Source organism: Agromyces sp. NPDC057865 (assembly GCF_042796995.1).
Classification (GTDB): domain Bacteria; phylum Actinomycetota; class Actinomycetes; order Actinomycetales; family Microbacteriaceae; genus Agromyces.
Genome location: NZ_JBHVMJ010000003.1, coordinates 448084 through 470105 on the forward strand (window position 1 = coordinate 448084; position 22022 = coordinate 470105).

The window sequence follows — 22022 nt, forward strand, 5'->3', positions numbered from 1 at the left end:
CCTCAGCCGCTGAACCGACGCGGGTCGAGGAACGCGGCATCCGTGAAGTGCTCTTCGCCGACGACCGACTGCGCGACGAGCTCGCCGAGCGCCGACGCGTGCTTGAACGAGTGCCCCGAGCAGCCGCCGCCGACGACGACGCGCGGATGCTCCGTGGCGCCGACGACGAAGAGCGCGTCTGGCGTGTGCGTCATGATGCAGGTCGTCACGCCCGACGGCTCGGGCGCGAGGTCGGGAAACGTCGCGGCGACGAGGTCGCGGATGCCGTCGGTCTCACCGGGGTGCACGACGCGGTCGATCGCGTCGGGGTCGTCGGCGACGAACGGGCCGTCGAACTCGGGGCCGACCTTCGCGTCGAAGCCGCCGAAGCCCTCCTTCGAGCCCGGACCTTCGGCCGGGACCATGCCATGCCCCCAGATCCACGTCTCGTGCCCGGGCACGCTCCGGATGAACACCGGCAGCACGTCGAGGTTCGCGTCATGTCCCTCGCGGGCGCGGAACCACGTCATGATCACGCGATGGGGCGTGAGCGGCAGGTCGGGCACGAAACGGGTGATCCACGGGCCCGCGGTCACGGCGACCCGGCGCACCCGGTACTCCGCGGCATCCGTGCGCACCGTGACGCCGTCGGCGTCGGGCTCGATCGCGACAATGCGCGTGCCGGTGAGGATGCGTGCGCCCGCCGCACTGGCGGCGTCGGCTGCCGCGATGATCGCCGCCTCGGGGCGCAGGATGCCGGCTTCGGGATCCCACACCCCGACGTCGCCCGGATTCGTGCGGGCGTGCGCCGGGAAGCGGCTGGCGATCTCGTCGGCGTCGAGCCGTTCGACGGGCAGGTCGTGGGCCTCGGCGGCCGCGAGCGTGCCCTCGATGATGTGCGAGTCGGGCGGTCCGATCATGAGGCCGCCCGTCTCGAAGAACAGCGACTGATCAGCGGATGCCTCGAGCTCGCGCCACAGGTCGCGGGCGCGCCGCGCGATGGGCGTGAGCCCCGGATGCTCGAGGCACGCCACCCGGAACAGGCGCGTCTTGCCCGTGGATCCGCCCCACGCGTTCCCGGGCTCGAACTGCTCGAACCCGATCACGTCGACCCCGCGCGCGGCGAGCCGCCACGCGGCGCTGGACCCGACGGCCCCGAGGCCGATCACCGCGACGTCCGCGTCGAAGCCGGTGCTGTCGTCGGTGGCGGTGCTCATCCTTCGATTCTCGCGCGCCGGAGTCCTAGTGTTTCGGTCGGTGACGGCTCAGCGGTCGAGCGTTCGCGCGAGCCATGCGTCAACTCGCCGTCAGCCGCGCCGCGATCTGCTCGTACACGGCCGGGTTCGTCGAGTACCCGGTGTGCGAAGCGATGAGGTCCCTCGGATCGTCGACGGGAACATCGACCGGTGGCGTCTTCGCCCACGCGAATGCCTCGGCGGCGAGGAACGACAGCGGATCGCGTGGGTTGTAGAGGTTCAGCCACGGCGCGATGGGATCGCGACGATCCGGCCCCTGGAACTGCGGACTCGCGCCGAGGACGTAGAGGAGCGGGCTCTGGCTCCCCACCGTGACGACGAGGTCGATGCGACCGTCGTGATCGCCGCTCGCCACGTCGATGGCCATGATCCCGCCGAGGCTGTGCCCGACCACGACGACCGGCTGCGACTGGTCCGCGCCGGCGATCTGCTGCGCGACCAGCCGACGGATGTCGTCCACGACGGTCGTCTCGTCGTCGACCCTGAAGTAGTAGACGACGTACTGCAGGAAGTCGGCCAGCACCCGCGACAGTCCCGATCGGTAGCGGGTGATGATGTCGGTGAGCAGCCGCATCGCCACGTCGAAGTCCGGGCGGTTCGCGCCGGCCTCGCGCGCGAAATCGTCCACGAAGGCCTCGACCGGATGCCGCGGGTCGTCGGGATCGGGCCGGCGCGCGTCGACCGGAAGCACGAGGTCGAGGTCCGCAGGAGGCGGGCAGTACTCGTCCCACGGAACGTACACGAGCGTGAAGTCCCTGAGCGTCGGATTCTGCTGGAGCATGCCGGCCACAGCGACCTTGTTGGCCTCATGATCCTGCAGGCCGGTGCCGTGCAGGTAGACGACCGTGCCACCCATGCGAACCACCTCCGCGGTCCAGCGAATCGCGTCGGCGGGGTCGTCGCAACCCCTTCCTCCTCGCATGCCCGCCCGCCGTAGCATCGGAGCATGTTCCTGTTCATCGGCGTGTTCCCGCGTGAGCGGGAGCTCGCGGTGGCGCGCTTCCACTGCGATCGCTGCCATGAGGACGCGGCGCAGCACATCATCGAGACCGGCAGCCGGCTCTGGGTCTTCTTCCTCCCGCTCTTCACGTTCTCGCGTCAGTACGTCGTCGTCTGCGAGCACTGCGGTGCGGTCACGGAGGTCACGCGCGAGTTCGCGAAGCGGGCTGCCGACCTGGCGGCGCACGGCGAGCAGCTGCGCTGAGGCGCGGGCTCGCAGCATCCGCTCGACCGGGTCTCGCGTCAGGCGTTCGCGAGCTCCGAGATCACGATCTTCTTCTGCTGCATCATCATCTGGATCTGCGCGGGCGTGCGCGTCAGCTCGCCCATGTTGGCCGGGATCACCTGCCAGCTCAGGCCGAACCGGTCCTTGCACCACCCGCACTGCTCGGACTCGGGCACGTGCGAGAGCTTCGACCAGTAATAGTCGATCTCGTCCTGGTCGGCGCACGAGACGATGAACGAGATCGACTCGTTGAACCGGAATATCGGGCCGCCGTCGAGGCAGGTGAAGTCCACGCCGTTGAGCGTGAACTGCCCGTTGAGCACCTTGCCCGCCATCCCCTCGAAGTGCTCGTCGAGCGAGGCGTCGGGATACTCGTCGATCCGATTGATGCGCGAGTCCGGGAACACGCTGACGTAATACTCCATCGCCTCGCGAGCGTTGTCGTCGAACCACAGGCACGCCTGGATCGGCGTCACGTCGGCCATCGCTTGACCCCCTTGTCGGATGCGTCGTCTCGCCGGCCACGCTACGCCGATGCCTCGCCGGGATCGAGCGATCCGACGGGCGAAGGGCCGGAGTACGATCCGACCGTGACGACTCCGATCCACCAGACGGATGCCGCGGTGACGCAGTTCGCGGTGCTCGACGCGCTGCTCGCCGGCGCCTACGAGTCGGGCATCCGGGTCGACGAGGCGACCGCGCTCGGCGACTTCGGGCTCGGCTGCGTCGACCACCTCGGAGGGGAGGTGGTCATCCTCGACGGCACGGCGATCGAGTGCACGCTCGACGGTCCGCCGGTGGCGATGGGCGGCGACGAGATCCTCCCGTTCGCGATCGTGTGCCGCTTCCCGGACCTACCGGCGGCCGACCTGCGTGAGCGGGATTTCGCGGGCTTCGCGGCATCCGTCGAGGGGATGCTCGTGAGCCGGAACCTCTTCCACGCGGTGCGGTTCGACGGTGTGCTGTCCGAAGTGCGCGTGCGCGTGACGCCGCGGCAGCACCACCCGTTCCCACGGCTCGCCGACGTGACGAGCCAGCAGGTCGAGACGGTGGCACGCGGCATCCGCGGCACCGTCGTCGGGTTCTGGACGCCTGCCATCTACCAGGGGATCGCCGTCGCCGGGCTGCACCTGCACTTCCTCAGCGAGGACCGGAGCCTCGGCGGCCACGTGCTCGAGCTCGCCGTCGACGCGGGTGAGCTCCGCGTGGCGGCGTTCGCCCGCCTCGACCTGCGGTTGCCGACCGACGAGCTGTTCCTGCGCACGGAGCTCACGCACGCCGAGGACCACCGCATCGTCGCGGTCGAAGGCGGAGGCGCGTCATCTTGACCGCGCTCGCGACACGTCAGACGTGCCCGATCCCGAAGTTCCACGGGGCGAAGATCGTGTTCGACGCGCCCTTCCACTCCCAGGTGTTGATGGCGACCGAATACGCGTTCTCGTACTCGCTGTACGGCTGCTGCTCGCCGATCGGCTCGCCGGTCTCGACACGCACCTGGTCGTAGCCGTTGCCGGTCCATGGCTCTCCGAGCTCGGCCGCGAGCGCCTGCGCATCGCTTCCGGGCTGGTACCCGTTCACCGTCCGAACGATCACGCCGCTGCCCACCGTCGGGGCGCTGAAGTACACGCTCACGTTCAGGTCGATCTGGCCGTAGTCCCCGTATCCGTTCTCGGACACGATCTCCTCGTGGTCGTCGGTCACCATCAGGCCGTCCCACAGGTACTCGGTGCGAGCGGGCGTCTCGATGCTGGCGCCGTACTCGGTCGGCACGGGCGTCGCGCCGAGGACGGTCTCGAGGGCACCGAGGAACGCCGCCGCTTCGGCGTCGTAGGAGAGGGTCGTCACCACGACTCCTTGGGCGTCGAGGAGTTCCAGCTGCTCGGGACGCACGACGATCTCGGTCACCGTCGTGAGCGGATCGATCGGCTCGGGCTCCGCAGTCGGCGTCGGGCTCGCCGTCGCCGGCCCCGCGTCGGGGGTGGGCGACGGCGAGGGGCTGGCCCCGAACGTGCAGCCGGTCAACGTGAGCATGGCCGCTACTGCGATCGCGCCGGCGACCTGTCGGACGGTGGGCTTCATCGGTCTCCGGTTCGTCGGGTCGGGGATGCGCTGCGCTCACTGTATCGGCCAGGTTCACCACTCCCGCGCAAGCCAGTGACATCCGTGCCCGAAGCAGGCAGGCTGGGCGCATGGGGAAGGTGACGATCGCATCCGAGATGACGCTCGACGGGGCATTCGACCAGATGGACCAGTGGTTCGACGAGAACGATGCCGGGGTGCAGCGGGCGTCGGATGAGCTCGTCTTCGGCGCCGACGCGGTGCTGCTCGGCCGGGAGAGCTACGAGTTCTTCCGCGAGTACTGGCCGAAGCAGACCGATGACCGCGGCTTCGCGGTGCACTACAACGCGCTGCCGAAGTACGTCGCATCGAGGACGCTGACCGGCCCGCTCGACTGGAACGCGACCCTCATCGAGGGCGACGTGGCCGAGGCGGTGCGGGGCCTGCTCGGCCAGTACGACTCGATCATCTCGCACGGCTACGGCAAGCTGGCCGCCGAGCTCGTCGATGCCGGCCTCGTGGACGAGATCCACGCCGGCATCCACCCGTTCCTGGTCGGCAACGCGAAGGACCGGTTGCGCTCGCCGCATCCGGTCGGCCTGCGCCTGCTGAGCCTGGAGACTTACGAGTCGGGGATCATCGCGGCGAGGTACGCGCCGACTTCGTAACGCGCGAGCTCCGCAGCCGAGGCCCCGTGCCCGCTCTTGACGCGAGGTGAACGGCTGGGCCACCGTGACTGCATGGGGGAGCGTGCCGAGACGCACATCGGGCTGCGGGTGCTCGGTTGGACGATGGGGCTCTTCTGGCTCGCCCTGTTCTTCGGCCTCGTCGATCTCAGCGTGCCGCTGGTCATGCATGACCGCCCCGAGTTCTACGCGAACTACCTGCTCTCCACCGGGTGGGGTGTGCTGTTCACGTTCTTCGTCGGCCTGCCGCTGTGCTTCCTCGGCGTGCGCTCCGACTGGATCTGCGCCGCCCTGATCAACGCCGTCGCCGGTATCGCCGTGCTGATCGCGGCGATCGCGTCGGGACAGCCCGCCCAGCTCATCATCGTCGTCGGGCTCCTGGTGCCGCTCGTCGCCGTCTGGAACTCCGCCAGGTTCAGCGACCACCCGGGCATCGCGCTCCGACGCCTGCTGGGGGAACGCGTCAGGTTCGTCGCCCGGCTCCCGCTGCTCGTCCTCGCGCTCATCGCGGTTCCGCCGGCGGTCGTCTACGCGGCGCAGATGATCGAGGCCGCCCGCACCGGCGTCCCCGAGCCCGAGATCACCTGGGACCTCGAGCACGCCCCGGTCCAGGCGGCCTTCGCGCTGGCGATCCCGCTCGCGGCGGCGGCGCTGGCGCTCATGCTCGCGGGGTGGCGGCCGATGGCGTGGCTCATCGCGGCGGGAACGGCCTGGTTCGGGGTGGTCAGCATCGTGTTCCCCGACCACTTCGGCAGCTGGGGATCGTTCTGGGGGTGGATGGGCGTGGCGTGGTCGGTTGCCCTCGCACTCGTGGCGCTGGTGCCGCGCCGGCTCAGCCGACCTGCTCGGCCAGCGCGACGATGATGCCCGCCGGGCCCCGCAGGTAGCAGAGCTTGTAGATGCCCTCGTAGTCGGCGACCTCGCCGAGCAGCTCGGCTCCGTGCGGGCGCAGGCGCGCGAGCGTGTCCTCGAGGTCGTCGACGGCGAACATCACGCGGTGCAGGCCGAGCGTGTTCGGCGGCGGGCTCGCAGGTGACGCAGCGGATGCCTCGGGCGCGAAGTACTTGGTCAGCTCGAGCCGGCCGTGGCCGTCGGGCACGCGCATCATCGCGATCTCGCTCCGGACACCGTCGAGGCCTACCGACTGGTCGGCGTACCGGCCTTCGATGAGCTGGCGGCCCTCCACCTCCATGCCGAGCTCGGTGAAGAACGCGATCGCCGCGTCCAGATCGTCGACGACGACGGCGACGTTGTCCATGCGCTGGATGCTCATGGTTCGAGCGTAGGCACGGCCACCAACATGCGCGCAAGTGCAACCCGAGGGTTGCGCACACGCCAGACTAATGCAACCATGGAGTTGCACATGATTCCTGAATGGAACGGAGGCGGCGCGATGCTGCTGGACGACAAGGTGGCCGTGATCCACGGCGGTGGCGGTTCGATCGGAGCGGCTTCGGCTCGAGTGTTCGCGCGCGAGGGGGCACGGCTCTTCCTCTCGGGGAAGAGCCTGCCCAGGCTGGAGGCTGCGGCATCCGCTGCCCGGGCCGAAGGGGCGGAGGTCTCGATCGCCGTCGTCGACGCGATGGACCAGGCCGCGGTCGACCGTCACGTCGACGAGGTGGGGGATGCCGCGGGCCGGATCGACGTCGCCCTGAACGCGGTCGGGTTCGACCACGTGCAGGGCCTGCCGATCGGCGAGACGTCGCTCGAGGACTACCTGCACCCCGTGGTCGGGTACCTGCAGACGAACTTCGTCACCGCGAAGGCCGTGTCGCGGCACATGATCGCGCGGGGGAGCGGCGTGATCCTCACGATCTCGACCCCCGGTGCCCGGCTCACCGGTCGCGGGCTCATCGGCAACGCCGCCCAGTCGGCCGCGCTCGAGGGCTTCTCGCGGGCGCTCGCCGGCGAGCTCGGACCCGACGGCGTTCGGGTCGTCTGCGTGCGTCCGCACGCGATGTCGGATGCGCTCGAGACCTCGTACACGCGCGAGATGTTCGGACGCATCGCCGACGCCGGCGGGGTTCCTCGCGACGAGTGGTTCGCGGGCCTGGCTGGCATGACGCTGCTCGGTCGGCTGCCTGTGCTCGACGAGGTCGCGGAGTACCTCGCGTTCGCGGCATCCGATCGCGCGGCTTCGATGACCGGCGCGATCGCGAACCTGTCGGCGGGTGCGCTCGTCGACTGAGACTCCGGTCGTCGAGTAGCGCCCGCCGAAGGCGGACGCGTATCGAGACGCACGCATCCCGGTCGTCGAGTAGCGCCCGCCGAAGGCGGCCGCGTATCGAGACGCATGGTTCCCACCGCAGGGTCTCGATACGCGTCGCTCCGCGGCGCTACTCGACCACCGGGGCTTCCCTCACTGCGAGTCCTCGAAGAACAACCCCGCATGCTCCTCCGGCCAGTCCGTCGCCCGACGGGTCCGCGCGTCGACGTGCGCCACGACCATGAGGCACGTCGCGACGGTCGTGCCCGCGGCATCCGTCATCGTGCATTCGATCATCGCGTCGGGGCCCCGGAATTCGCGGACGAACGAAGTGATGGTGATGTCCTGGTCGGCCCCGACCGACTTGATGAAGTCGATCTCCATGCGCCGGATCCAGGTCATGAAGCCCAGCGTGCCGAGCGTCGGGAGGTCCCAGCCGGCGTACTTCGCGAGCCCTTCCATGCGGTGGTCGGTGAAGTACCGCGCGTAGTTGCCGGTGCTCACGTGCTGGAACGGGTCGAGCTCCGAGAAGGCGATGCGGTGCGTCGTCTCGTAGACGACCGGCCTTCTGGTCATCCCGATCAGTCGATCCGCGCGAGGAACTCCAGCACCCGCTGCGTGAGGAGCCGCGCCGCGTCGGCGTCGTAGCTCGGCAGGCTGGAGTCCGCGAAGTAGTGCTGGTCGCTCGGGTAGAGGAAGAGCTCGGCGTCGTCGGCGGATGCCACGAGCTGACGTGCGGCGTCGACGTCGCCTTCCTCCATGAAGATCGGGTCGGCGTCGCCCCCGTGGATCTGCACCGGGACGCCGGCCGGCCACTCGCCGAACTCCGACGGCGGGAGGCAGGAGTAGAAGAACAGCGCGCCGCGCGCGCCGGCGCGGGTCTGGGCGAGCATCTGCGCGGGCACGACGCCGAGCGAGAAGCCGCCGTACACGAGCTCGTTCGGCAGCGACTCCGCTGCGCGCTCGCCGCGCGCCATGATCTCGTCCCAGCCGACCTCCTTGGCGTAGCCGACGCCCTCCTCGATCGTGCCGAAGGTGCGCCCGTCGAAGAGGTCGGGCGTGTGCACCGTGTGGCCCGCGTCGCGGAGCTGGTCTGCGAAGGCGTGCAGGCCATCGGTCGGTCCGAGCGCGTGATGGAAGAGCAGTGCGTCAGCCATGTGGTTTCGTCCCTCGATCGAGTGTGTCGCCGAACGCTCGAAACCTACTCGGTCGGACCGACACTGTCGACGGGTGGACATGCGACGTGCAGCACCACGCGGCATCCGTCGGCCCGACTCACCGGCACGCCGCTCTGTCACACTGGAATCGTGACTCCGGAGGAGCGCCGCGACGCGAGCGTCGTCATCGACCGGCTTGCGGCGGCTATGAACGATCACGACCTGGATCGGATGGTCGCGCTCTTCCACCCTGACTACGACAGCCGGCAGCCCGCGCACCCGGGCCGAGCGTTCGTCGGACGTGAGCAGGTCCGCGCGAACTGGGGCGCGATGTTCGCCGGCGTGCCGGACTTCTCGGCCGAGGTCGTCCGCTTCGTGCAGGACGGCGAGCTGAACTGGTGCGAGTGGGCGTGGCACGGCACCCGATCGGACGCACAGTCGTTCGAGGTTCGCGGCGTGACGCTGTTCGAGATCCGCGACGGGCTCATCGTCGCCGGGACGCTGTACGTGGAGGACGTCGAGCAGGAGCCGGTGAGCATCGAGGACGCCGTCGAGGGCCTGTCGGGCACGAGGCCCACGAGCCCAACGAGCCCAACGAGCCCAACGAGGCCCACGCAGCCCGAGTGACGCCGTCGGCGCCCTCAGCTCAGCGCGACCAGCAGGCTCAGCACCGCGAGGATCGTCACGACCGGCGTCATCACGTACCGCTCGGGCTTGCTGCGCGAGATCGCGTTGAGCGGGATGCCGATGACGAAGTACGCGAACACTACCCACATGCCGACCGTCGACACGACATCGGGCACGACGTCGATGAGCCCCGCACGATCCAGCGCCAGCACCGCGATGATCGCGTAGATCACGATCGAGACGAGGCTGCCGATCCGGAGCCTGCCCGGGAGCACCCGGTGCTGCCCGCCCCAGGCGAAGCGGCCGAGTGGCGCCCCGAGCGCGAGCGCGAGCTGGAACACCGCGAGGAGGCTCAGGATGACGACGAGGGCGATCGCAGCGGGCACTCCGCGAGCCTATCGGCGCACGCGCCGCCGAGGCATCCGCTCGCTCACACCTCGAGGAACGGGCGCACCTCGACTCGGCGGTTGCATGCCTTCGATCCTGCGGCCATGAGCTCGAGCGCGACGTCGAGGTCGGGCGCTTCGATGATCCAGAAGCCGGCCATGTGCTCCTTCGACTCGATGAACGGCCCGTCGGTGAACACCGGCTGCTCGCCGCGGCCGTCGATGACCGTCGACGTCTCGGGCGCGGCGAGACCGCCGGCGAACACCCAGTGGCCACCAGCTCTGAGCCTGTCGTTGAACTCGTCGATCGCGACCATCTCCTCGTCGGTGCCGGAGTTCGTCGTGTCGTCGATCACGGAAACCAGGTACTGCATCTCACACCTCCTGAAACCAAGGACATTCTCTCCGCGTAGCCCGGGCTCACGCATACTGCGGGCGGCCGCCGGGCCGGTACGTCTGCACGGTGATGCCGGTCGGGAACGTGCGCGACTCCAGCAGCTCGAGCGCGAAGTCCCTGCCCGTCTCAGGGAACAGCCGCGTGCCCGCGCCCACGATCACCGGGCAGACGATCAGGGTCATTTCATCGACGAGCTCGTGCTCGAGCAGCCAGCGGATCAGCTGGCCGCTGCCGTGCACCTGCAGCTCGCCGCCCTGCTGCGCCTTCAGGTCGCGGATCGCCGCCTCGAGATCTCCCGAGAGCACGGTCGTGTCGGCCCACTGGGGGTCGGTGATCGTGTTCGACGCGACGTACTTGGGGCGCGAGTTCAGCGAGCTCACGAACGGGTTGTCGAAGTCGTCCTGCACACCCCAGTACCCGGCGAAGAGCTCGTAGGTCCGTCGCCCGAACAGGAACGCGTCGGCGCGCAGGTAGTAGTCGCCGATGTAGCCGACCGACTCCTCGTCGCCGAGCGGCAGCGCCCACCCGCCGCGGTCGAAGCCCGGGTCGAGCTCGGGGTTGTTCCCGCCGTTCGCCTGCATCACGCCGTCGACGGTGATCTGCGTGTTGGTGATCAGCTTCATGATCGTGGTCCTCTCGCGTGGCGCCCACCCTGGGCAGCCTCTCACCATTGCTACGAACACGGATGCCGCGATCGGACAACTTCGCGGAAATTTCTCGGTCACCTGCCTGAGCCCCGAGCCCGCAACCTGGTTTCGCTCAGCGCGAATCAGCGACCCTGCCCGTTGTCACGCACCGACAATTGGGACATGGTCGAGATCTCCGACGACGACTTCGAGCGCATGGTCGGCGAGGTGTACGACGCGCTGCCCGACGACATGGTGCGCGGACTCGAGAACGTCGCGATCCTCATCGCCGACCAGCCGCCCGGACAGTGGCCTCGGCTCTACGGGCTCTACAGTGGGCGCCCGCTGAAGATGCGCGGCGTCTACGGGTACGGTGAGCTTCCCGACCGCATCACGCTGTTCAAGAACAACATGCAGGCGCGCAGCGCCGACCTGGTTGAGCTGCGCGCGCGAGTGCGGATCACGCTCGTGCACGAGATCGGCCACTACTTCGGGCTCGACGACGCCCGACTCCGAGAGCTCGGCTGGGCGTAGGGGCACCGCGCGGCATCCGCGTGAGCCGGTCGGTCGGTGTCGGCAGGAAGCTGAGCATGCGACCTCGCCGACGTGGCCCGCTTCGCCGAAGTGGCCAGCTTCGCCACCTCGATCACGCCTGCGGTGCCCTCGATGCGCCCGCACTCGTTGACGCACAACGAGCATTCGTGCCGCGCGCACAGCAAGCATTCGTGCCCTGTGCGCGACCGAGCGCTCGAGCAGAGCCGCGTCACGCCGCCTGACGTCGATGCAACTCGGATCGGGCCCGGCCACCGAGTCGTGGGACCTGCGCCGGGTCGACGTGCGGTGGTGGGATGAACCACACCTCGCTCGGACCCGGGCGAATCTGCCATCCCTCACGGTGGATCATGTGATGGCAGAAGCTGCAGAGCAGGACCCCGTTCGAGAGGTCGGTTGCGCCGGTATCTCGATGCCACCAGTCGATGTGATGCGCCTCGACGTACGCGATGTTCTGGCCGCAGGAGGCGCATCCGCCGTCGCGCTCGCCGAGGGCGAGTCGTTGCGCCCTGGTGAAGAGCCGGGCCGCCCGTCCGAGATCGAGTGGGAGGCTGTCGCCACCGAGGACCGCCGGGATCAGTTCCGCATCGGCCGCCATGCGGCGCGCCGTGCCGGCTGAGATGGGGTGGTCGTGACCGTCGAACTGCGCGTGTCCCAGCCCGCTGACGAGGGCGTCGAGGTCGACGCGGACCACGACCGTGGTCTTCACGAGCGGCGTGAGGGTCTGCGTGCAGCCGAGCGCGTGGCGAGCCAGCGCCGCGAGCGCGTCGGCCTGGATCTGCGGGATCGACCGGTGGTCGTCGACGACGGGGTGGGCATCGCTCTCGCCTGGTTCGCGTCGCCGCAGCACGTCGCTGACCAGCGCCTCGATCGCCGCCTTCACCGGCGCAGCGCTCTCGGGGTCGAGGCGAGCGTGCAGGTTGACCATGCCGCGCCCGTCTTCACGCATCGTCAGTGAGCGCTCCATCCGGAGCAACTCCTCGCGGGGCTCGACTCCGTCGGGATCGAGTCGCGCCTCGGCCTCGCGCACTCCGCGAACGAGCGTCTCGAGCGGCACCGTCGCTGCCAGGTCGACGAGTGCCGCCTCGACGAGGTCGATGCTGCCCGCCTCGGCCCTCGTCGACGCCCGGTCGAGCATCGAGGTGATCGCGGAGGCGGCCTCGATGCCGATCCTCGCCGCATCCAGGGCAGCGGCGACATGCGGATGCCGCGGTGGCAGCCGCTCACCCGTGAACATCTGCCGTTGCGCGGTGGCGGTGCCCACGGCGATCAACTTCGCAGCATCGGAACGGGATGCTCCCGTCGACGCGGCGATGAGTCGCACCGGGTTGTGGAATCCCTGGGCCTTTGCGAGTCCGGCGTCGCCGAACTCCCGCCCGGATCGCTTCGTCACCTCGGCAGCGACCCTCGCGAGCATGACGTCGACGTCTCGCCGAACCATCGCGAGCGCATCCGTGACCCGCACGAGCCCACGGTCGCTCATCTGCTCGACCTCGACCTGCGCGCCTCCGCCGACGACACCCATCGCCGGCAGGGAGCCGGCCCACGCCTCGCACAGCGCCGCGACGTCGCGCTCGAGTGCGGCGAGCGGCAGCGGCAGCGGCAGCGGCGGCTCGAGCTGCGGGCGGTGGTCCATGCTTCGATCCTGCACCCACCCACCGACATCCGATGGCGCGCAGAAACCCGAGATGATCAGGTATTTACCTGTGGAGAACTCCACGCGGCATCCGCCTGTGGAGGACAAGTCGCGCTGTCAGCTACCCCGCCGCTCGGCAGCCCAAGCCCGCCCGAGCGCCCCGAGCGTCTCACCGACCAGCGCCGCGAACTCGCGGATGTTCGCCTCGTCGGATTCGTCGAAGTCGCGCCCACCGCTCTTGTCGCTGAGCTGCAGGATGCCGTGCTTCCGACCGTCGTCGCTGTAGACGCTCGTGGCCAACCATCCCCGCATCGGCGGGTGTGCGTCGGCGAACGCGCCGAAGCCCTCGTAGAGCGGATGCGACAGCACCTCGGCATGGGTCAGGCGGATGACCTCGCCGCGTGGGATCCTCATCCCGTGCAGGCCGGCGCCCTTCGGGTCGACTCGGAAGTCCCGGAACGCCGCGTACTTCTCGCTCATGCTGAAGTACTTGCGGGCCTCCGACGATTCGTCGCCGATCCAGAGCTTGACGGCCGCCAGCTCGGCGCCGGTCAGCGCGCGGGCGATGTGGCACGTACGGCGCAGCAGCACGTCGAGCCGAGCGGCGAACTCGGGCTCGAGCGAGGGATCCGCCAGGATCGGCGTGATCTCGATCCCGATCTCACCGGGCTCCATGGCACCAACCTAGCGCGCGTTTCCTACCCGACGCAGTCACTGCTCGACGTGGCCGCCACCGACTCCGGCAGCACCGGCAGCAGCGCCCTGACCACCTTGGCGAACTCCTCGCCGGTGCCGCCGTCGCCGTTGCCGACCAGGGTGAGCACGGCCCCCGAGCCGACGAAGTACTGCACGTGCGCGCCGTATCCCGGTTCGGCGCCGCTGTGGCCGAGGTCGAGCGGGCATCCGGAGTCGGGGTCGAAGTGGACCAGCACGCCGAGCCCGTACCCGTACCCCTCGGGCATGGTGCCGGGCGCCCGATCCTCGATGCGTGCGGCCTGCAGCTCGGGGGTGAGCCCGTACCCTTCGCCGAGCGCGACGCCCCAGGTGTGGAGGTCGTCGATCGTCGAGAGCATCGCGCCGGCCGCCCAGGCCTCGTGGTTGGACCAGTCGGTGGTGTCGGTGGGCTGGGGGAGCTGCGGGCAGAACCCGGAGTACCCGCGGTTCAACGGCTCCGCCAGCAGGCCGTCGGGAGCGAAGCGGCTGCGCGTCATCCCGAGCGGCTCGAGCAGGTGCTCGTCGATGAGCGTGCCGAGGTCGGTGCCGGTCGTCTGCTCGAGGATCCGGCCGAGCAGGAAGGTGTTGAAGCCCGAGTAGTTGTCGCCCTCGCCGGGGGCGAAGTCGGCACGCGGCGTCGACGCGCCGATCGCGATCATCTCGTCAGGGGTGATCGTCGAATACGGATCAGCGCAGATCCGGTCGATCTGCGCCTGGCCCGGGCTGCCGATGCCGCTCGACATGTTCATGATCATGCGCACGGTGATCTCGGATGCGAGCGGGAAATCGGGATACCACTCGTCGATCGTGTCGTCGAGGCTGAGTCCGGCCTCTCCGTCGCCGATCACCTGCAGCGCGACCATGCCGACCAGCGTCTTGGTGATGCTCCCGACCTTGGACTGGTTGGCGCGGTCCATGGGCTCGTTCGAGGCGAGGTCCGAAACGCCCCGGGTCGCCACCCACTCCGCTTCCCCGGGGACCCAGAGCCCGACGGTCACACCGGGCATACCGGATGCCGCGAAGCCGTCGTCGAGCGCGTCCTCCAATCGCGCCCGCACGTCGGCATCGAGCGAGGCGGCAGCAGCAGTCGGCGGCGACGAACCATCGGCCACCGGCGTCGCGACGCATCCGCTCAGCACGAACGCGGCGATCGTGGCGACCGTGACGACCGCCCATCTCGAGTTCCGCATCGCAGGCCCCCTCGGCGTCATTCGCGACACTACGCCGCGGGCGCTCGGCGCTGCCGAAGGGGTCCGCCCCACTTCTGGGGTCGATCGGCGTCAGCGCGCCCGATCCAAGCCGGCACCTCGCGCCGAGGTCAGCGGCCGACCCGCAGGTCGCTCCATCCGAACCCGCCGGCCTCGGGGAGTGCCCCGCGAATCTGCGCAGCAGTGAACATGCGCCGCGGTCGCAGGTCGTCGGGCACGGATGCCGCGGGCGGCGCGGCATCCGTCACGCCCTCGGCCAGCATGCGCACCTGCGCCTTCGAGACGAGCGGCACCTTCATCGTCCACTCGGCGACCTGCGCGAGCGCGTACTGCGCCCACACCGGCCACGGCACGACGACCACGCGGCGGTCGACGACGGATGCCACGCGCCGCACGGCCTTCGAGAGCATCAGCTGCTCGGCGCCCACGACCGCGACGGACTCGCGCGACATCCGCCCGTCGACCGCGGCTTCGAGGATGTCGGTGAGGTCCTCGATCGGGATGGGCCGGATCGGCAGCTCACGGAACCCGACGGTCGCGAAGACCGGGACCGTCTGCACGGTGTGGCTGAGGTGATCGATGAGGTGGTCGCCGCGGCCGTAGATCATGCCGGCCTTCAGGATCGTGAAGTCCAGGCCGGAGTCGCGGATGAGCTCCTCGGCCGCCCACTTCGACTCGTGGTACGGCGATCCGCAGTCGGGCCGTGCCCGCAGGAAGCTCAGCATGATGACCTTGCGGACGCCGGCCCGCTTCGCCGCCTCGATCACGTTGGCGGTGCCCTCGAGGTGCACGCGCTCGTACGTCTGGTCGCCGATCTCGCGGTTGATGCCGGCGCAGTGCGCGACCACCTCGCAGCCTGCGAACGCGGCGGCGAGGGCATCGACATCGCCGGTGTCGACCCCGGTGCGGCGCGAGATGATGACGGATGCCTCGGGCCCGAGCCGTTCGGCCAAGTGGCGTCCGACGAAGCCGGTGCCGCCGGTGATCGCGGTGCGGGGATGGGTCACGTGGCGAGTCTAGGGTTCCTGCGAGTGCGCACTCACCGCACGTGCCTGAGCTTCATGGGGTTGCCGACGCCGTGGATGGCGGAGATCCGGTCGTCGGCGAAGTCGAGGGCGAGCACCGACACGACCCGACCACGGCGGCGGGCGACGACCCCGGGTTGCGCGTTCACCTCGGCGACCTCGAAGTCGAGGCCGAGTCCGCCGACGCCGGCGAGGAACTGTCGGGCGACCGACTCGGCGCCGACGACCACTTCGGTCGGTGCCTCGGGGTAGATGCCGCCCGAGTCGAAGTGGCCCGTGGCATCCGCGGCGAGCACCGCGACCAGGCCGTCGAGGTCGCCGTCGGATGCCGCGGCGGCGAATCGCTCGGACAGGCGGCGGGCGGCAGCGGGATCGACGGCGAACCGGGCGGCGCCCTGCGCGGCGATCCGCTTCCGCGCCCGCGACGCCGACTGCCGCGCGCTCGCCGGGCTCACCCCGAGGACGTCCGCGATGCGGTCGAACCCGAGGTCGAAGACGTCGTGGAGGAGGAACGCCGTGCGCTCTGCCGGCGTGAGCTGTTCGAGCACCACGAGCAGCGCCATGCGGACCGAGTCGTCGAGGGTGACGCGGTCCTCGGGGAGCGTGCGCTCGTCGGTGACGATGGGCTCGGGCAGCCACGGCCCGACGTACGCGCGGCGCGAGTGCTCGTGCGCTCGCAGCCGGTCGATCGCGAGCCGCGACGCGACGGTGACGAGCCAGGCGCGCGGGTCCTCGAGCGGCGCGGCGGCCGGATCGTCGTCGCGGGCGAGGAGCCGCAGGTAGGTCTCCTGGGTGACATCCTCGGCCTCGGCGACGGAGCCGAGCACTCGGTAGGCGACGTCCCGGACGACGTGCCGGTACTCGATCCACAGGTCGGCGAATTCGGTCATGACAGGGAGACGATCCACCCTGCACGAATGTGACGCAAGCACTGATGTCGAGAACGGATGCCGCGCCGGATGTCACATCGACCACGGTTCATCCGTCTCCTCTGCATGAACGAGACCTCCGAACAGTCCCGAGCCCCCGAGCCGCATGTCGCCGGCGGGCCGCCCCGCCGAGTCGTGGAGGCGACCGCGCCGGTCGCCCGCGCCCTGGCGGGACGGCGGTGGGTGCCGCTCTGGGCCCTCGTCCGCCATCAGGGGCGGCGCAGCGGCACCGCGTACGAAACGCCCATCGCCGTCGTGCCGACGTCGGATGCCGCGATCGTGATGATCGGCCTGCCGTGGGGCGCGAAGACGAACTGGGCGCGCAACGTCGTCGCGGCGGATCGGGCCTCGCTTCGATGGAAGGGGCGCGACGTCGAGGTCATCCATGCGCGGATCGTCGACGGCGCGGAAGCGGAGCGGCTCGCGAAGGCGCCGTTCCGTCCGGTGCTCAAGCGCTTCCCCGCGGCGATCGTGCTCGACCGGGTCTGATCGCGCGGCATGGTTCCGCGAGCGCGGCGCTTAGCGCGGCCCGCGCCGCCGACCGAACAGCCCGGCGAACACGGCATGCAGGAACGGGATCACCGACAGCACCATCAGCGTGATGCCCCACACCGGCTCGTCGTTGCGCAGCAGGACGCCGCCGAGGAACAGGCCGACGAACAGGACCGCCGAGACGACCCGCTGGGCCGCGTTCTCGAGTCGCACCATCCGGTGCTCGATCTTCGGCGACGTCGCGGTCAGTCGCCCCTGCTCGACGCGGTCCGCGAGCGCGTCCATGCGCTGCGGCAGCGCGGCGAGCGTGCTCGCGTACGACAGCGCCTGCTGTCCGAGCGCCTGCACGAAGTTGCCGCGCTCGTCGCGCAGGAGTTGCGCGGCGTAGGGCTCGACGGCATCCCACATGTTGAAGTCGGGGTCGAGTGAGCTGCACATGCCCGAGGTCAGCGACATGGCCCGGATGATGAGCAGGAAGTTGTCGGGCAGCGTGAACGGCAGCGCGCGCACCACCTCGCCGAACTCGATCGCGAAGCTGCGCAGCTCGCGCTCGTCGACCTGTCGCACCTCGGCCAGGCCCATCCCGCCGAAGCGCGCGAACAGCTCGGACATCGCGCGCTCGAGCTCCGCGGTCTCGGCCGACGGCAGCAGGATGCCGACGCTCCGGATGCTCTCGACAAGACGCTTCCCGTCGCGCGCGGCGACGGCGAGCATGAGCTGCTGCAGGCCGCGACGCAGTCCGTCGGGGACCTCACCCATCATGCCGAAGTCGATGAACGTGAGGCGGTAGGCTGGTGACGGGCGAGCGGATGCGGCATCCGTCACCCTCGAGGCCGGCGACGCGGCATCCGTCGCCCGCTCGACCGGCGTGACGAAGATGTTGCCGGGGTGCGGGTCGGCGTGGAAGAAGCCGTCGCGGAAGAGCTGGTCGAACATGACGGTCGCGAACTGCTTCGCGACGGCCTTCGGGTCGATGCCCGCCGCGCGCAGGGCCTCGAGGTCGTTGATCTTGATCGCGGTCACGTCGGCGAGCGTCAGCACCCGGCGGGTCGTGCGCTCCCAGACGACCTCGGGCGCGGCGACGCGCGGGTCACCGGCGAAGCTCGCGGCGAACCGCTCGGCGTTGGCCGCCTCGTGCAGGTAGTCGATCTCCTCGAGGCTCGTGGTGGCGAACTCCTCGACGAGGGCGGGGGCGTCGACGTGGTTCGCGACGAAGCGCACGCGGTTGAGCCATCCGGCGACGCGGCGCAGTGCCGAGAGGTCGACGTCGACGATCGTCTCGATGCCCGGTCGCTGCACCTTGACGACGGCCTCGTCGTAGCCCATGTCGGCCGCGTCGATCGGCGAGAGCGTGGCGCGGTGCGCCTGGCCGAGGGATGCCGCGGCGAGCGGTGTCGGGTCGAACGACGCGTACGCCCGCTCGAGCGGCATGCCCAGCTCGGCCTCGGCGAGCTGCCGGATCGCGTCGAAGGGGACGGGCGGCACCTCGTCCTGGAGGCCGGCGAGCTCGCGCGTGATCTCGGGCGGCAGCACGTCGAGTCGCGACGACATGTATTGACCGACCTTGATCATGAGGCCGCCGAGGTCGACCGCGAGCGCGTGGAAGCGCCGGGCGATCGTCGTCAGCCGCGCTTCGCGCCCGCGCGCCGCGACCTTGCCCAGCCCGATCCGCGGCAGCACGAGCTCGTACCACCACGTCTGGACGATGTATCGGGCGGCGAACCGGAGGATCCGCCGGTAGCGGGCGCGAGTGTTCCCCACATCGGGCATCCTGCCTGCTGGACGCCGACGTGTCGAGGGCACCGAGTCAGCCCTGGGCGAGGATCGAGTAGAGCCGACGACGCGCGTCGTCGAGCACCTCGACCGCCTGCTTCACCTGCTCGGGCGTGCCCGAACGCTGGATCTGAGCCGCCGCCTGCGCGAGCTCGATGCCGGCCTTGGGCAGTGCGCCCATGCCGCCGCCGAAGTCGCGACCGCTCGAGCTCTGCCACGGCGCCGGGCGATCAGCGGATGCCTCGGCCTCCGCCCGCCCTGCCTCGGTCAGCGAGTAGGTCTTGCGGCCATCCGCCTCCTCGGCGGTGACCAGTCCTTCGTCGGTGAGCAGCTGCAGCGTCGGATACACCGAGCCCGCGCTCGGCTTCCACGCGCCGCCGCTGCGCTCGGCGATCTCGCTGATGATCTGGTAGCCGTGCATCGGCTTCTCGGCGAGGAGCGCGAGCACCGCCGCGCGGACGTCGCCGCGGCCCATGCGCGGGCCGGCCTTCTGCTCGAACATGCCACGGAGTTGGTTGAGGGCGTCCCACAGGTTGGGGCCTTGGCCGCCTTGTCCCCAGTTGCTCGAGGCGCCGCCGAAGCCGCTGCCCATGTACGAATCGCTCATGATGACCTCCCTGAAGTGGGGCCCTGGTCGGGTCTCGACGATATATCAACGATATATCGTTCGGCGGGTTCGGGGTAGACCGCGAATCCTCGTCGAGGCACCCCAGGCTTCTGGAGATGAACTCTCTCTCTCTCTCTCTCTCTCTCTCCATTTCTGGAAGCGCTAGTGCCTCAGTGAGTGAATGCGTTCTCGGCGACTGTTGGTCGACCGGTGTACCTGCAAATCTTGAGATGTCAACTTGGAGGTACCCACCGGCGCGCGGAGTCGTGACTAGGGCAACTGCCTAAGCGACCGGCATGTAGCGTTTCCTTCGTGACCGCGACTACCGAACCGACACCAACGCACGCGCAGTTGCTCGGCGAAATCATCATGGAGTGGTCAAAGGTTTCTCCTCTCTTGGAGGAACTCTTTGCCCAACTCGCCAGTCTGGATGACCCGTACGTCCTTCGAGTACTACTCGAGCGCGTCCGCGATGCCCAGCTCGACGAGGTATGCAAAGCTCTGTCGGGGCGGCTGGTACCCGAGGAGAAGCAGGACGTACTCGATTGGCTCGAGCTCGTGAAGCGCGCTCGCGCGAGACGCAACGAATACCTGCACGGCGTCTATCTTCCTCATCCTCGCGAAGGCGACGGAGAGGTGCACACTCACATACTCGGGCGTGCGCGTCTCGACCATCAGAGAGGAGTCGCCGAGCCTCGCCTGACCAAGCTGACGCGCTCAGATCTGACTGAGTTCCGTGATTCGGTTCTGATGATTCAGCACATGTTCCCGCCGTTTCTTCAGGCGCCGTCTCATTTAGGGGTGTAATCCATTTCGCTGGCCCCGGTTACCCCGGGGCCTCTCGTGCGGCGCGATGTCGTGGCGGCTCAATTGTGTCAACGCGGCAATCGGTCTTCCGGCTATGCGGGCTCAGGCCCAGCGCTTGAGTTGTCTACAGGCGCTCTCGTGAATGGATTCCAACGGTCGACTGCGATTAGGTTGACGCCTGCGATCGGCGATTCGTGGACCACCGGTACGCGATCGGAACTCGAGCGGCTTGGCGGAATAACACCGGACATCCTCGTCGATGTAGTGACACCGTAGTTTGACGAACCGTGCGGCGAAGGTTCGAGAGCGGCGAGATTGCGGATAGAGTCGTGCTCTGCTGCGGGGGAGGCGAGATTGACGGAGCCTGAGTTGTTCACGCTCGGCCGGGTGGGTTCGATAGACGCTGATGCCGACGAGGCTTGGGTAGAACTCCTCAGCGGCGGCACGGTGCTTTACACGGTCGACGATCTGCCAGACGATACGCTCGGCACCCTGGTGAACGTGGGCATGCGTACCGGCAGCCTCCATCCTGCGCCGCATGAAGCCATCTGGCCGCGAACAGCGAGGAATGTTGGAACCCTCAAGTACATTGGCGGCCACCGAATCCTGATGGAATTCGCCGGAGCGATCCGGGCGCTCGACGTAAATGACGTTGTCGAACCCCGCGTGGACGCGGGGTACGTATTCGACGACTCTCAGCAGCGGTGGTGTCCCCTCACGGACCAGGAATCGGCAATCATCGTGCAGACTGACGAGAGCGTCTCTCCGTTCAATGTGGAGGCATACGACGTTGACCCGCAGGCATCAGCGGCATACGGAGGTATGAGCGAGACAGTAGGCGAACTGATTCGGCTCCTCGAGATCAACTTTGAATCTCGAGATGTTGGGAGCGGGCCAGACCAGAACCGACCAAAGCCGCCCGCTGGCGCCGTCTTCTTCGGGCCGCCCGGAACGGGAAAGACCCATCTTGCGCGCACAGTAGCCAAGACGCTCGGCGCTGACCTCATCACTGTCAATGGTCCTGAGCTAATGGACAAGTATCTGGGGTCGACGGAGCGCGCGTTCAGGTCGCTGTTCAGCCTGGCTCGCGAAAGGCCGCGATCGATCATCTTCATCGATGAGTTCGACACGATTGGTTCTCGTCGCGGGCCTGATGTGCACGAGGCGATCAATAGACAGGTTGGGCAACTGCTGTCGCTGATGGACGGAGCTGCTTATGCCACCAAACCGTTCGTCATCGCCGCGACGAATCGCCTTGAGGACGTTGACCCAGCGTTCCTTCGACCGGGCAGGTTTGACTTTCCAGTCGAATTCAAACTGCCGTCGACCGTCGAACGCCTCGCAATTCTTACCGCGCAAGCGGCGTCGTTCAGCATCAGCGAGGCCGCGTGTCTGCCATGGCTTGCTGCCTCAAGCAACGGATGGTCTCCTGCGGAACTTGCTCTTATCTGGACGGAGGCCGACGGTTGGCGTGCTGCTGACCGCAGAGCGCACGTAACTCTTGAAGACATTGTGCGGGGTTACGAGCGAGCACGGGATCAACATTCAGTGATTCTTCGTGCAAGTGACTCGGTAAGTGCGAAAGGCGCGTAGGGGTGGGCTTCCTTTGGTGGCGGCGAGCGGAAGTTTCGCCGATTCGCGAGTTTGTATATCTGAACGAAGTCAGCGTTGAGAGC

27 protein-coding genes are annotated in these 22022 nt (G+C 68.8%); 10 read left to right on the forward strand and 17 right to left on the reverse strand.

Going from position 1 to position 22022, the window contains the following annotated elements:
• Nucleotides 1-2: 2 nt before the first annotated feature.
• Both solA and ACFVN5_RS15010 read right to left on the reverse strand, forming a co-directional pair.
• Nucleotides 3-1196 carry an N-methyl-L-tryptophan oxidase gene (gene solA, locus ACFVN5_RS15005; RefSeq protein ID WP_376956037.1) on the reverse strand — a complete coding sequence of 398 codons (1194 nt, stop codon included), beginning with the start codon at nt 1194-1196 and terminating at the stop codon, nt 3-5.
• A 79-nt stretch (nt 1197-1275) separates the two neighbouring features.
• Nucleotides 1276-2091: an alpha/beta fold hydrolase gene (locus ACFVN5_RS15010; protein WP_376956038.1), complete on the reverse strand. Its 816-nt coding sequence runs from the start codon at nt 2089-2091 to the stop codon at nt 1276-1278.
• Nucleotides 2092-2181: 90 nt separating this feature from the next.
• Between ACFVN5_RS15010 and ACFVN5_RS15015 the strand changes: the two genes are divergently transcribed.
• Entirely contained in the window at nt 2182-2439 is a 258-nt protein-coding gene (locus ACFVN5_RS15015) for a zinc-ribbon domain-containing protein (RefSeq protein ID WP_376956039.1), read from the forward strand.
• 38 nt (nt 2440-2477) lie between these two features.
• On the opposite strand, the gene ACFVN5_RS15020 is transcribed toward ACFVN5_RS15015, so the two are convergent.
• On the reverse strand, nt 2478-2945 hold the full coding sequence (locus tag ACFVN5_RS15020) for a VOC family protein (RefSeq protein WP_376956040.1): 468 nt from the start codon (nt 2943-2945) through the stop codon (nt 2478-2480).
• A 105-nt stretch (nt 2946-3050) separates the two neighbouring features.
• Here ACFVN5_RS15020 and ACFVN5_RS15025 point away from each other — a divergent pair, with 105 nt between their 5' ends.
• Entirely contained in the window at nt 3051-3788 is a 738-nt protein-coding gene (locus ACFVN5_RS15025; protein ID WP_376956041.1) for an acetolactate decarboxylase, read from the forward strand.
• Between the two features lie 16 nt (nt 3789-3804).
• On the opposite strand, the gene ACFVN5_RS15030 is transcribed toward ACFVN5_RS15025, so the two are convergent.
• Nucleotides 3805-4539 carry a hypothetical protein gene (locus tag ACFVN5_RS15030; protein WP_376956042.1) on the reverse strand — a complete coding sequence of 245 codons (735 nt, stop codon included), beginning with the start codon at nt 4537-4539 and terminating at the stop codon, nt 3805-3807.
• Nucleotides 4540-4649: 110 nt separating this feature from the next.
• Between ACFVN5_RS15030 and ACFVN5_RS15035 the strand changes: the two genes are divergently transcribed.
• Together ACFVN5_RS15035 and ACFVN5_RS15040 are read left to right on the forward strand one after the other, a co-directional pair.
• Entirely contained in the window at nt 4650-5186 is a 537-nt protein-coding gene (locus ACFVN5_RS15035; RefSeq protein WP_376956043.1) for a dihydrofolate reductase family protein, read from the forward strand.
• Nucleotides 5187-5258: 72 nt separating this feature from the next.
• On the forward strand, nt 5259-6068 hold the full coding sequence (locus ACFVN5_RS15040) for a hypothetical protein (protein ID WP_376956044.1): 810 nt from the start codon (nt 5259-5261) through the stop codon (nt 6066-6068).
• Here the strand turns inward: ACFVN5_RS15040 and ACFVN5_RS15045 are convergent.
• On the reverse strand, nt 6037-6477 hold the full coding sequence (locus tag ACFVN5_RS15045) for a VOC family protein (protein ID WP_376956045.1): 441 nt from the start codon (nt 6475-6477) through the stop codon (nt 6037-6039). The genes ACFVN5_RS15040 and ACFVN5_RS15045 overlap by 32 nt on opposite strands.
• A 90-nt stretch (nt 6478-6567) precedes the next feature.
• Here ACFVN5_RS15045 and ACFVN5_RS15050 point away from each other — a divergent pair, with 90 nt between their 5' ends.
• Nucleotides 6568-7392, forward strand: coding sequence for an SDR family NAD(P)-dependent oxidoreductase (locus ACFVN5_RS15050; RefSeq protein WP_376956046.1), 825 nt, complete (start codon nt 6568-6570; stop codon nt 7390-7392).
• A gap of 171 nt (nt 7393-7563) precedes the next feature.
• Here ACFVN5_RS15050 and ACFVN5_RS15055 read toward each other — a convergent pair whose 3' ends face one another.
• Entirely contained in the window at nt 7564-7986 is a 423-nt protein-coding gene (locus ACFVN5_RS15055) for an acyl-CoA thioesterase (RefSeq protein ID WP_376956047.1), read from the reverse strand.
• 5 nt (nt 7987-7991) lie between these two features.
• Nucleotides 7992-8567, reverse strand: a complete 576-nt coding sequence (locus tag ACFVN5_RS15060) for a dienelactone hydrolase family protein (RefSeq protein ID WP_376956048.1) — start codon at nt 8565-8567, stop codon at nt 7992-7994.
• Between the two features lie 150 nt (nt 8568-8717).
• Here ACFVN5_RS15060 and ACFVN5_RS15065 point away from each other — a divergent pair, with 150 nt between their 5' ends.
• A complete protein-coding gene (locus tag ACFVN5_RS15065) occupies nt 8718-9194 on the forward strand; it encodes a nuclear transport factor 2 family protein (protein ID WP_376956049.1) in 477 nt (158 codons plus the stop codon).
• A 14-nt stretch (nt 9195-9208) separates the two neighbouring features.
• On the opposite strand, the gene ACFVN5_RS15070 is transcribed toward ACFVN5_RS15065, so the two are convergent.
• From ACFVN5_RS15070 to ACFVN5_RS15080, 3 genes are read right to left on the reverse strand one after another with little or no spacing between them, the layout of a single operon-like run.
• On the reverse strand, nt 9209-9580 hold the full coding sequence (locus tag ACFVN5_RS15070; protein ID WP_376956050.1) for a hypothetical protein: 372 nt from the start codon (nt 9578-9580) through the stop codon (nt 9209-9211).
• Between the two features lie 44 nt (nt 9581-9624).
• Complete coding sequence (locus tag ACFVN5_RS15075; RefSeq protein WP_376956051.1) at nt 9625-9954, reverse strand: YciI family protein; 330 nt, start codon at nt 9952-9954, stop codon at nt 9625-9627.
• 46 nt (nt 9955-10000) lie between these two features.
• Nucleotides 10001-10600, reverse strand: coding sequence for a dihydrofolate reductase family protein (locus tag ACFVN5_RS15080; protein WP_376956052.1), 600 nt, complete (start codon nt 10598-10600; stop codon nt 10001-10003).
• A 186-nt stretch (nt 10601-10786) separates the two neighbouring features.
• Between ACFVN5_RS15080 and ACFVN5_RS15085 the strand changes: the two genes are divergently transcribed.
• Nucleotides 10787-11137 carry a metallopeptidase family protein gene (locus ACFVN5_RS15085; protein WP_376956053.1) on the forward strand — a complete coding sequence of 117 codons (351 nt, stop codon included), beginning with the start codon at nt 10787-10789 and terminating at the stop codon, nt 11135-11137.
• Between the two features lie 229 nt (nt 11138-11366).
• Here the strand turns inward: ACFVN5_RS15085 and ACFVN5_RS15090 are convergent, their stop codons facing one another.
• The 5 genes from ACFVN5_RS15090 to ACFVN5_RS15110 all read right to left on the reverse strand — a co-directional run bounded on the left by ACFVN5_RS15090 (nt 11367) and on the right by ACFVN5_RS15110 (nt 16628).
• Complete coding sequence (locus ACFVN5_RS15090; protein WP_376956054.1) at nt 11367-12791, reverse strand: DUF222 domain-containing protein; 1425 nt, start codon at nt 12789-12791, stop codon at nt 11367-11369.
• A gap of 117 nt (nt 12792-12908) precedes the next feature.
• A complete protein-coding gene (locus tag ACFVN5_RS15095) occupies nt 12909-13466 on the reverse strand; it encodes a GAF domain-containing protein (protein WP_376956055.1) in 558 nt (185 codons plus the stop codon).
• Nucleotides 13467-13489: 23 nt separating this feature from the next.
• The gene (locus ACFVN5_RS15100; RefSeq protein WP_376956056.1) at nt 13490-14695 is read right to left on the reverse strand and encodes a serine hydrolase domain-containing protein; all 1206 of its coding nucleotides are present in this window, start codon (nt 14693-14695) and stop codon (nt 13490-13492) included.
• A gap of 128 nt (nt 14696-14823) precedes the next feature.
• A complete protein-coding gene (locus tag ACFVN5_RS15105; RefSeq protein ID WP_376956057.1) occupies nt 14824-15720 on the reverse strand; it encodes an SDR family oxidoreductase in 897 nt (298 codons plus the stop codon).
• Between the two features lie 32 nt (nt 15721-15752).
• Entirely contained in the window at nt 15753-16628 is an 876-nt protein-coding gene (locus ACFVN5_RS15110) for a sigma-70 family RNA polymerase sigma factor (RefSeq protein WP_376956058.1), read from the reverse strand.
• Between the two features lie 105 nt (nt 16629-16733).
• On the opposite strand from ACFVN5_RS15110, the gene ACFVN5_RS15115 reads away from it, so the two are divergent.
• Nucleotides 16734-17156, forward strand: coding sequence for a nitroreductase family deazaflavin-dependent oxidoreductase (locus ACFVN5_RS15115; RefSeq protein WP_376956059.1), 423 nt, complete (start codon nt 16734-16736; stop codon nt 17154-17156).
• A gap of 30 nt (nt 17157-17186) precedes the next feature.
• Here ACFVN5_RS15115 and ACFVN5_RS15120 read toward each other — a convergent pair whose 3' ends face one another.
• Both ACFVN5_RS15120 and ACFVN5_RS15125 read right to left on the reverse strand, forming a co-directional pair.
• Complete coding sequence (locus ACFVN5_RS15120) at nt 17187-18929, reverse strand: ABC1 kinase family protein (RefSeq protein ID WP_376956060.1); 1743 nt, start codon at nt 18927-18929, stop codon at nt 17187-17189.
• 37 nt (nt 18930-18966) lie between these two features.
• Nucleotides 18967-19539, reverse strand: coding sequence for a PadR family transcriptional regulator (locus ACFVN5_RS15125; RefSeq protein ID WP_376956061.1), 573 nt, complete (start codon nt 19537-19539; stop codon nt 18967-18969).
• A 312-nt stretch (nt 19540-19851) separates the two neighbouring features.
• Between ACFVN5_RS15125 and ACFVN5_RS15130 the strand changes: the two genes are divergently transcribed.
• Nucleotides 19852-20346 carry a hypothetical protein gene (locus ACFVN5_RS15130; protein WP_376956062.1) on the forward strand — a complete coding sequence of 165 codons (495 nt, stop codon included), beginning with the start codon at nt 19852-19854 and terminating at the stop codon, nt 20344-20346.
• Between the two features lie 369 nt (nt 20347-20715).
• Nucleotides 20716-21939: an ATP-binding protein gene (locus ACFVN5_RS15135; protein WP_376956063.1), complete on the forward strand. Its 1224-nt coding sequence runs from the start codon at nt 20716-20718 to the stop codon at nt 21937-21939.
• Nucleotides 21940-22022 lie beyond the last annotated feature (83 nt).

Coding starts and splice junctions, on each gene's coding strand:
- ACFVN5_RS15115 (WP_376956059.1), top strand. CDS start 16,734: ATGAACGAGACCTCCGAACAGTCCCGAGCCCCCGAGCCGCATGTCGCC.
- ACFVN5_RS15120 (WP_376956060.1), bottom strand. CDS start 18,929: ATGCCCGATGTGGGGAACACTCGCGCCCGCTACCGGCGGATCCTCCGG.
- ACFVN5_RS15095 (WP_376956055.1), bottom strand. CDS start 13,466: ATGGAGCCCGGTGAGATCGGGATCGAGATCACGCCGATCCTGGCGGAT.
- ACFVN5_RS15020 (WP_376956040.1), bottom strand. CDS start 2,945: ATGGCCGACGTGACGCCGATCCAGGCGTGCCTGTGGTTCGACGACAAC.
- ACFVN5_RS15045 (WP_376956045.1), bottom strand. CDS start 6,477: ATGAGCATCCAGCGCATGGACAACGTCGCCGTCGTCGTCGACGATCTG.
- ACFVN5_RS15080 (WP_376956052.1), bottom strand. CDS start 10,600: ATGAAGCTGATCACCAACACGCAGATCACCGTCGACGGCGTGATGCAG.
- ACFVN5_RS15030 (WP_376956042.1), bottom strand. CDS start 4,539: ATGAAGCCCACCGTCCGACAGGTCGCCGGCGCGATCGCAGTAGCGGCC.
- ACFVN5_RS15100 (WP_376956056.1), bottom strand. CDS start 14,695: ATGCGGAACTCGAGATGGGCGGTCGTCACGGTCGCCACGATCGCCGCG.
- ACFVN5_RS15010 (WP_376956038.1), bottom strand. CDS start 2,091: ATGGGTGGCACGGTCGTCTACCTGCACGGCACCGGCCTGCAGGATCAT.
- ACFVN5_RS15125 (WP_376956061.1), bottom strand. CDS start 19,539: ATGAGCGATTCGTACATGGGCAGCGGCTTCGGCGGCGCCTCGAGCAAC.
- ACFVN5_RS15050 (WP_376956046.1), top strand. CDS start 6,568: ATGATTCCTGAATGGAACGGAGGCGGCGCGATGCTGCTGGACGACAAG.
- ACFVN5_RS15055 (WP_376956047.1), bottom strand. CDS start 7,986: ATGACCAGAAGGCCGGTCGTCTACGAGACGACGCACCGCATCGCCTTC.
- ACFVN5_RS15110 (WP_376956058.1), bottom strand. CDS start 16,628: ATGACCGAATTCGCCGACCTGTGGATCGAGTACCGGCACGTCGTCCGG.
- ACFVN5_RS15035 (WP_376956043.1), top strand. CDS start 4,650: ATGGGGAAGGTGACGATCGCATCCGAGATGACGCTCGACGGGGCATTC.
- ACFVN5_RS15015 (WP_376956039.1), top strand. CDS start 2,182: ATGTTCCTGTTCATCGGCGTGTTCCCGCGTGAGCGGGAGCTCGCGGTG.
- ACFVN5_RS15060 (WP_376956048.1), bottom strand. CDS start 8,567: ATGGCTGACGCACTGCTCTTCCATCACGCGCTCGGACCGACCGATGGC.
- ACFVN5_RS15040 (WP_376956044.1), top strand. CDS start 5,259: ATGGGGGAGCGTGCCGAGACGCACATCGGGCTGCGGGTGCTCGGTTGG.
- solA (WP_376956037.1), bottom strand. CDS start 1,196: ATGAGCACCGCCACCGACGACAGCACCGGCTTCGACGCGGACGTCGCG.
- ACFVN5_RS15075 (WP_376956051.1), bottom strand. CDS start 9,954: ATGCAGTACCTGGTTTCCGTGATCGACGACACGACGAACTCCGGCACC.
- ACFVN5_RS15090 (WP_376956054.1), bottom strand. CDS start 12,791: ATGGACCACCGCCCGCAGCTCGAGCCGCCGCTGCCGCTGCCGCTGCCG.
- ACFVN5_RS15085 (WP_376956053.1), top strand. CDS start 10,787: ATGGTCGAGATCTCCGACGACGACTTCGAGCGCATGGTCGGCGAGGTG.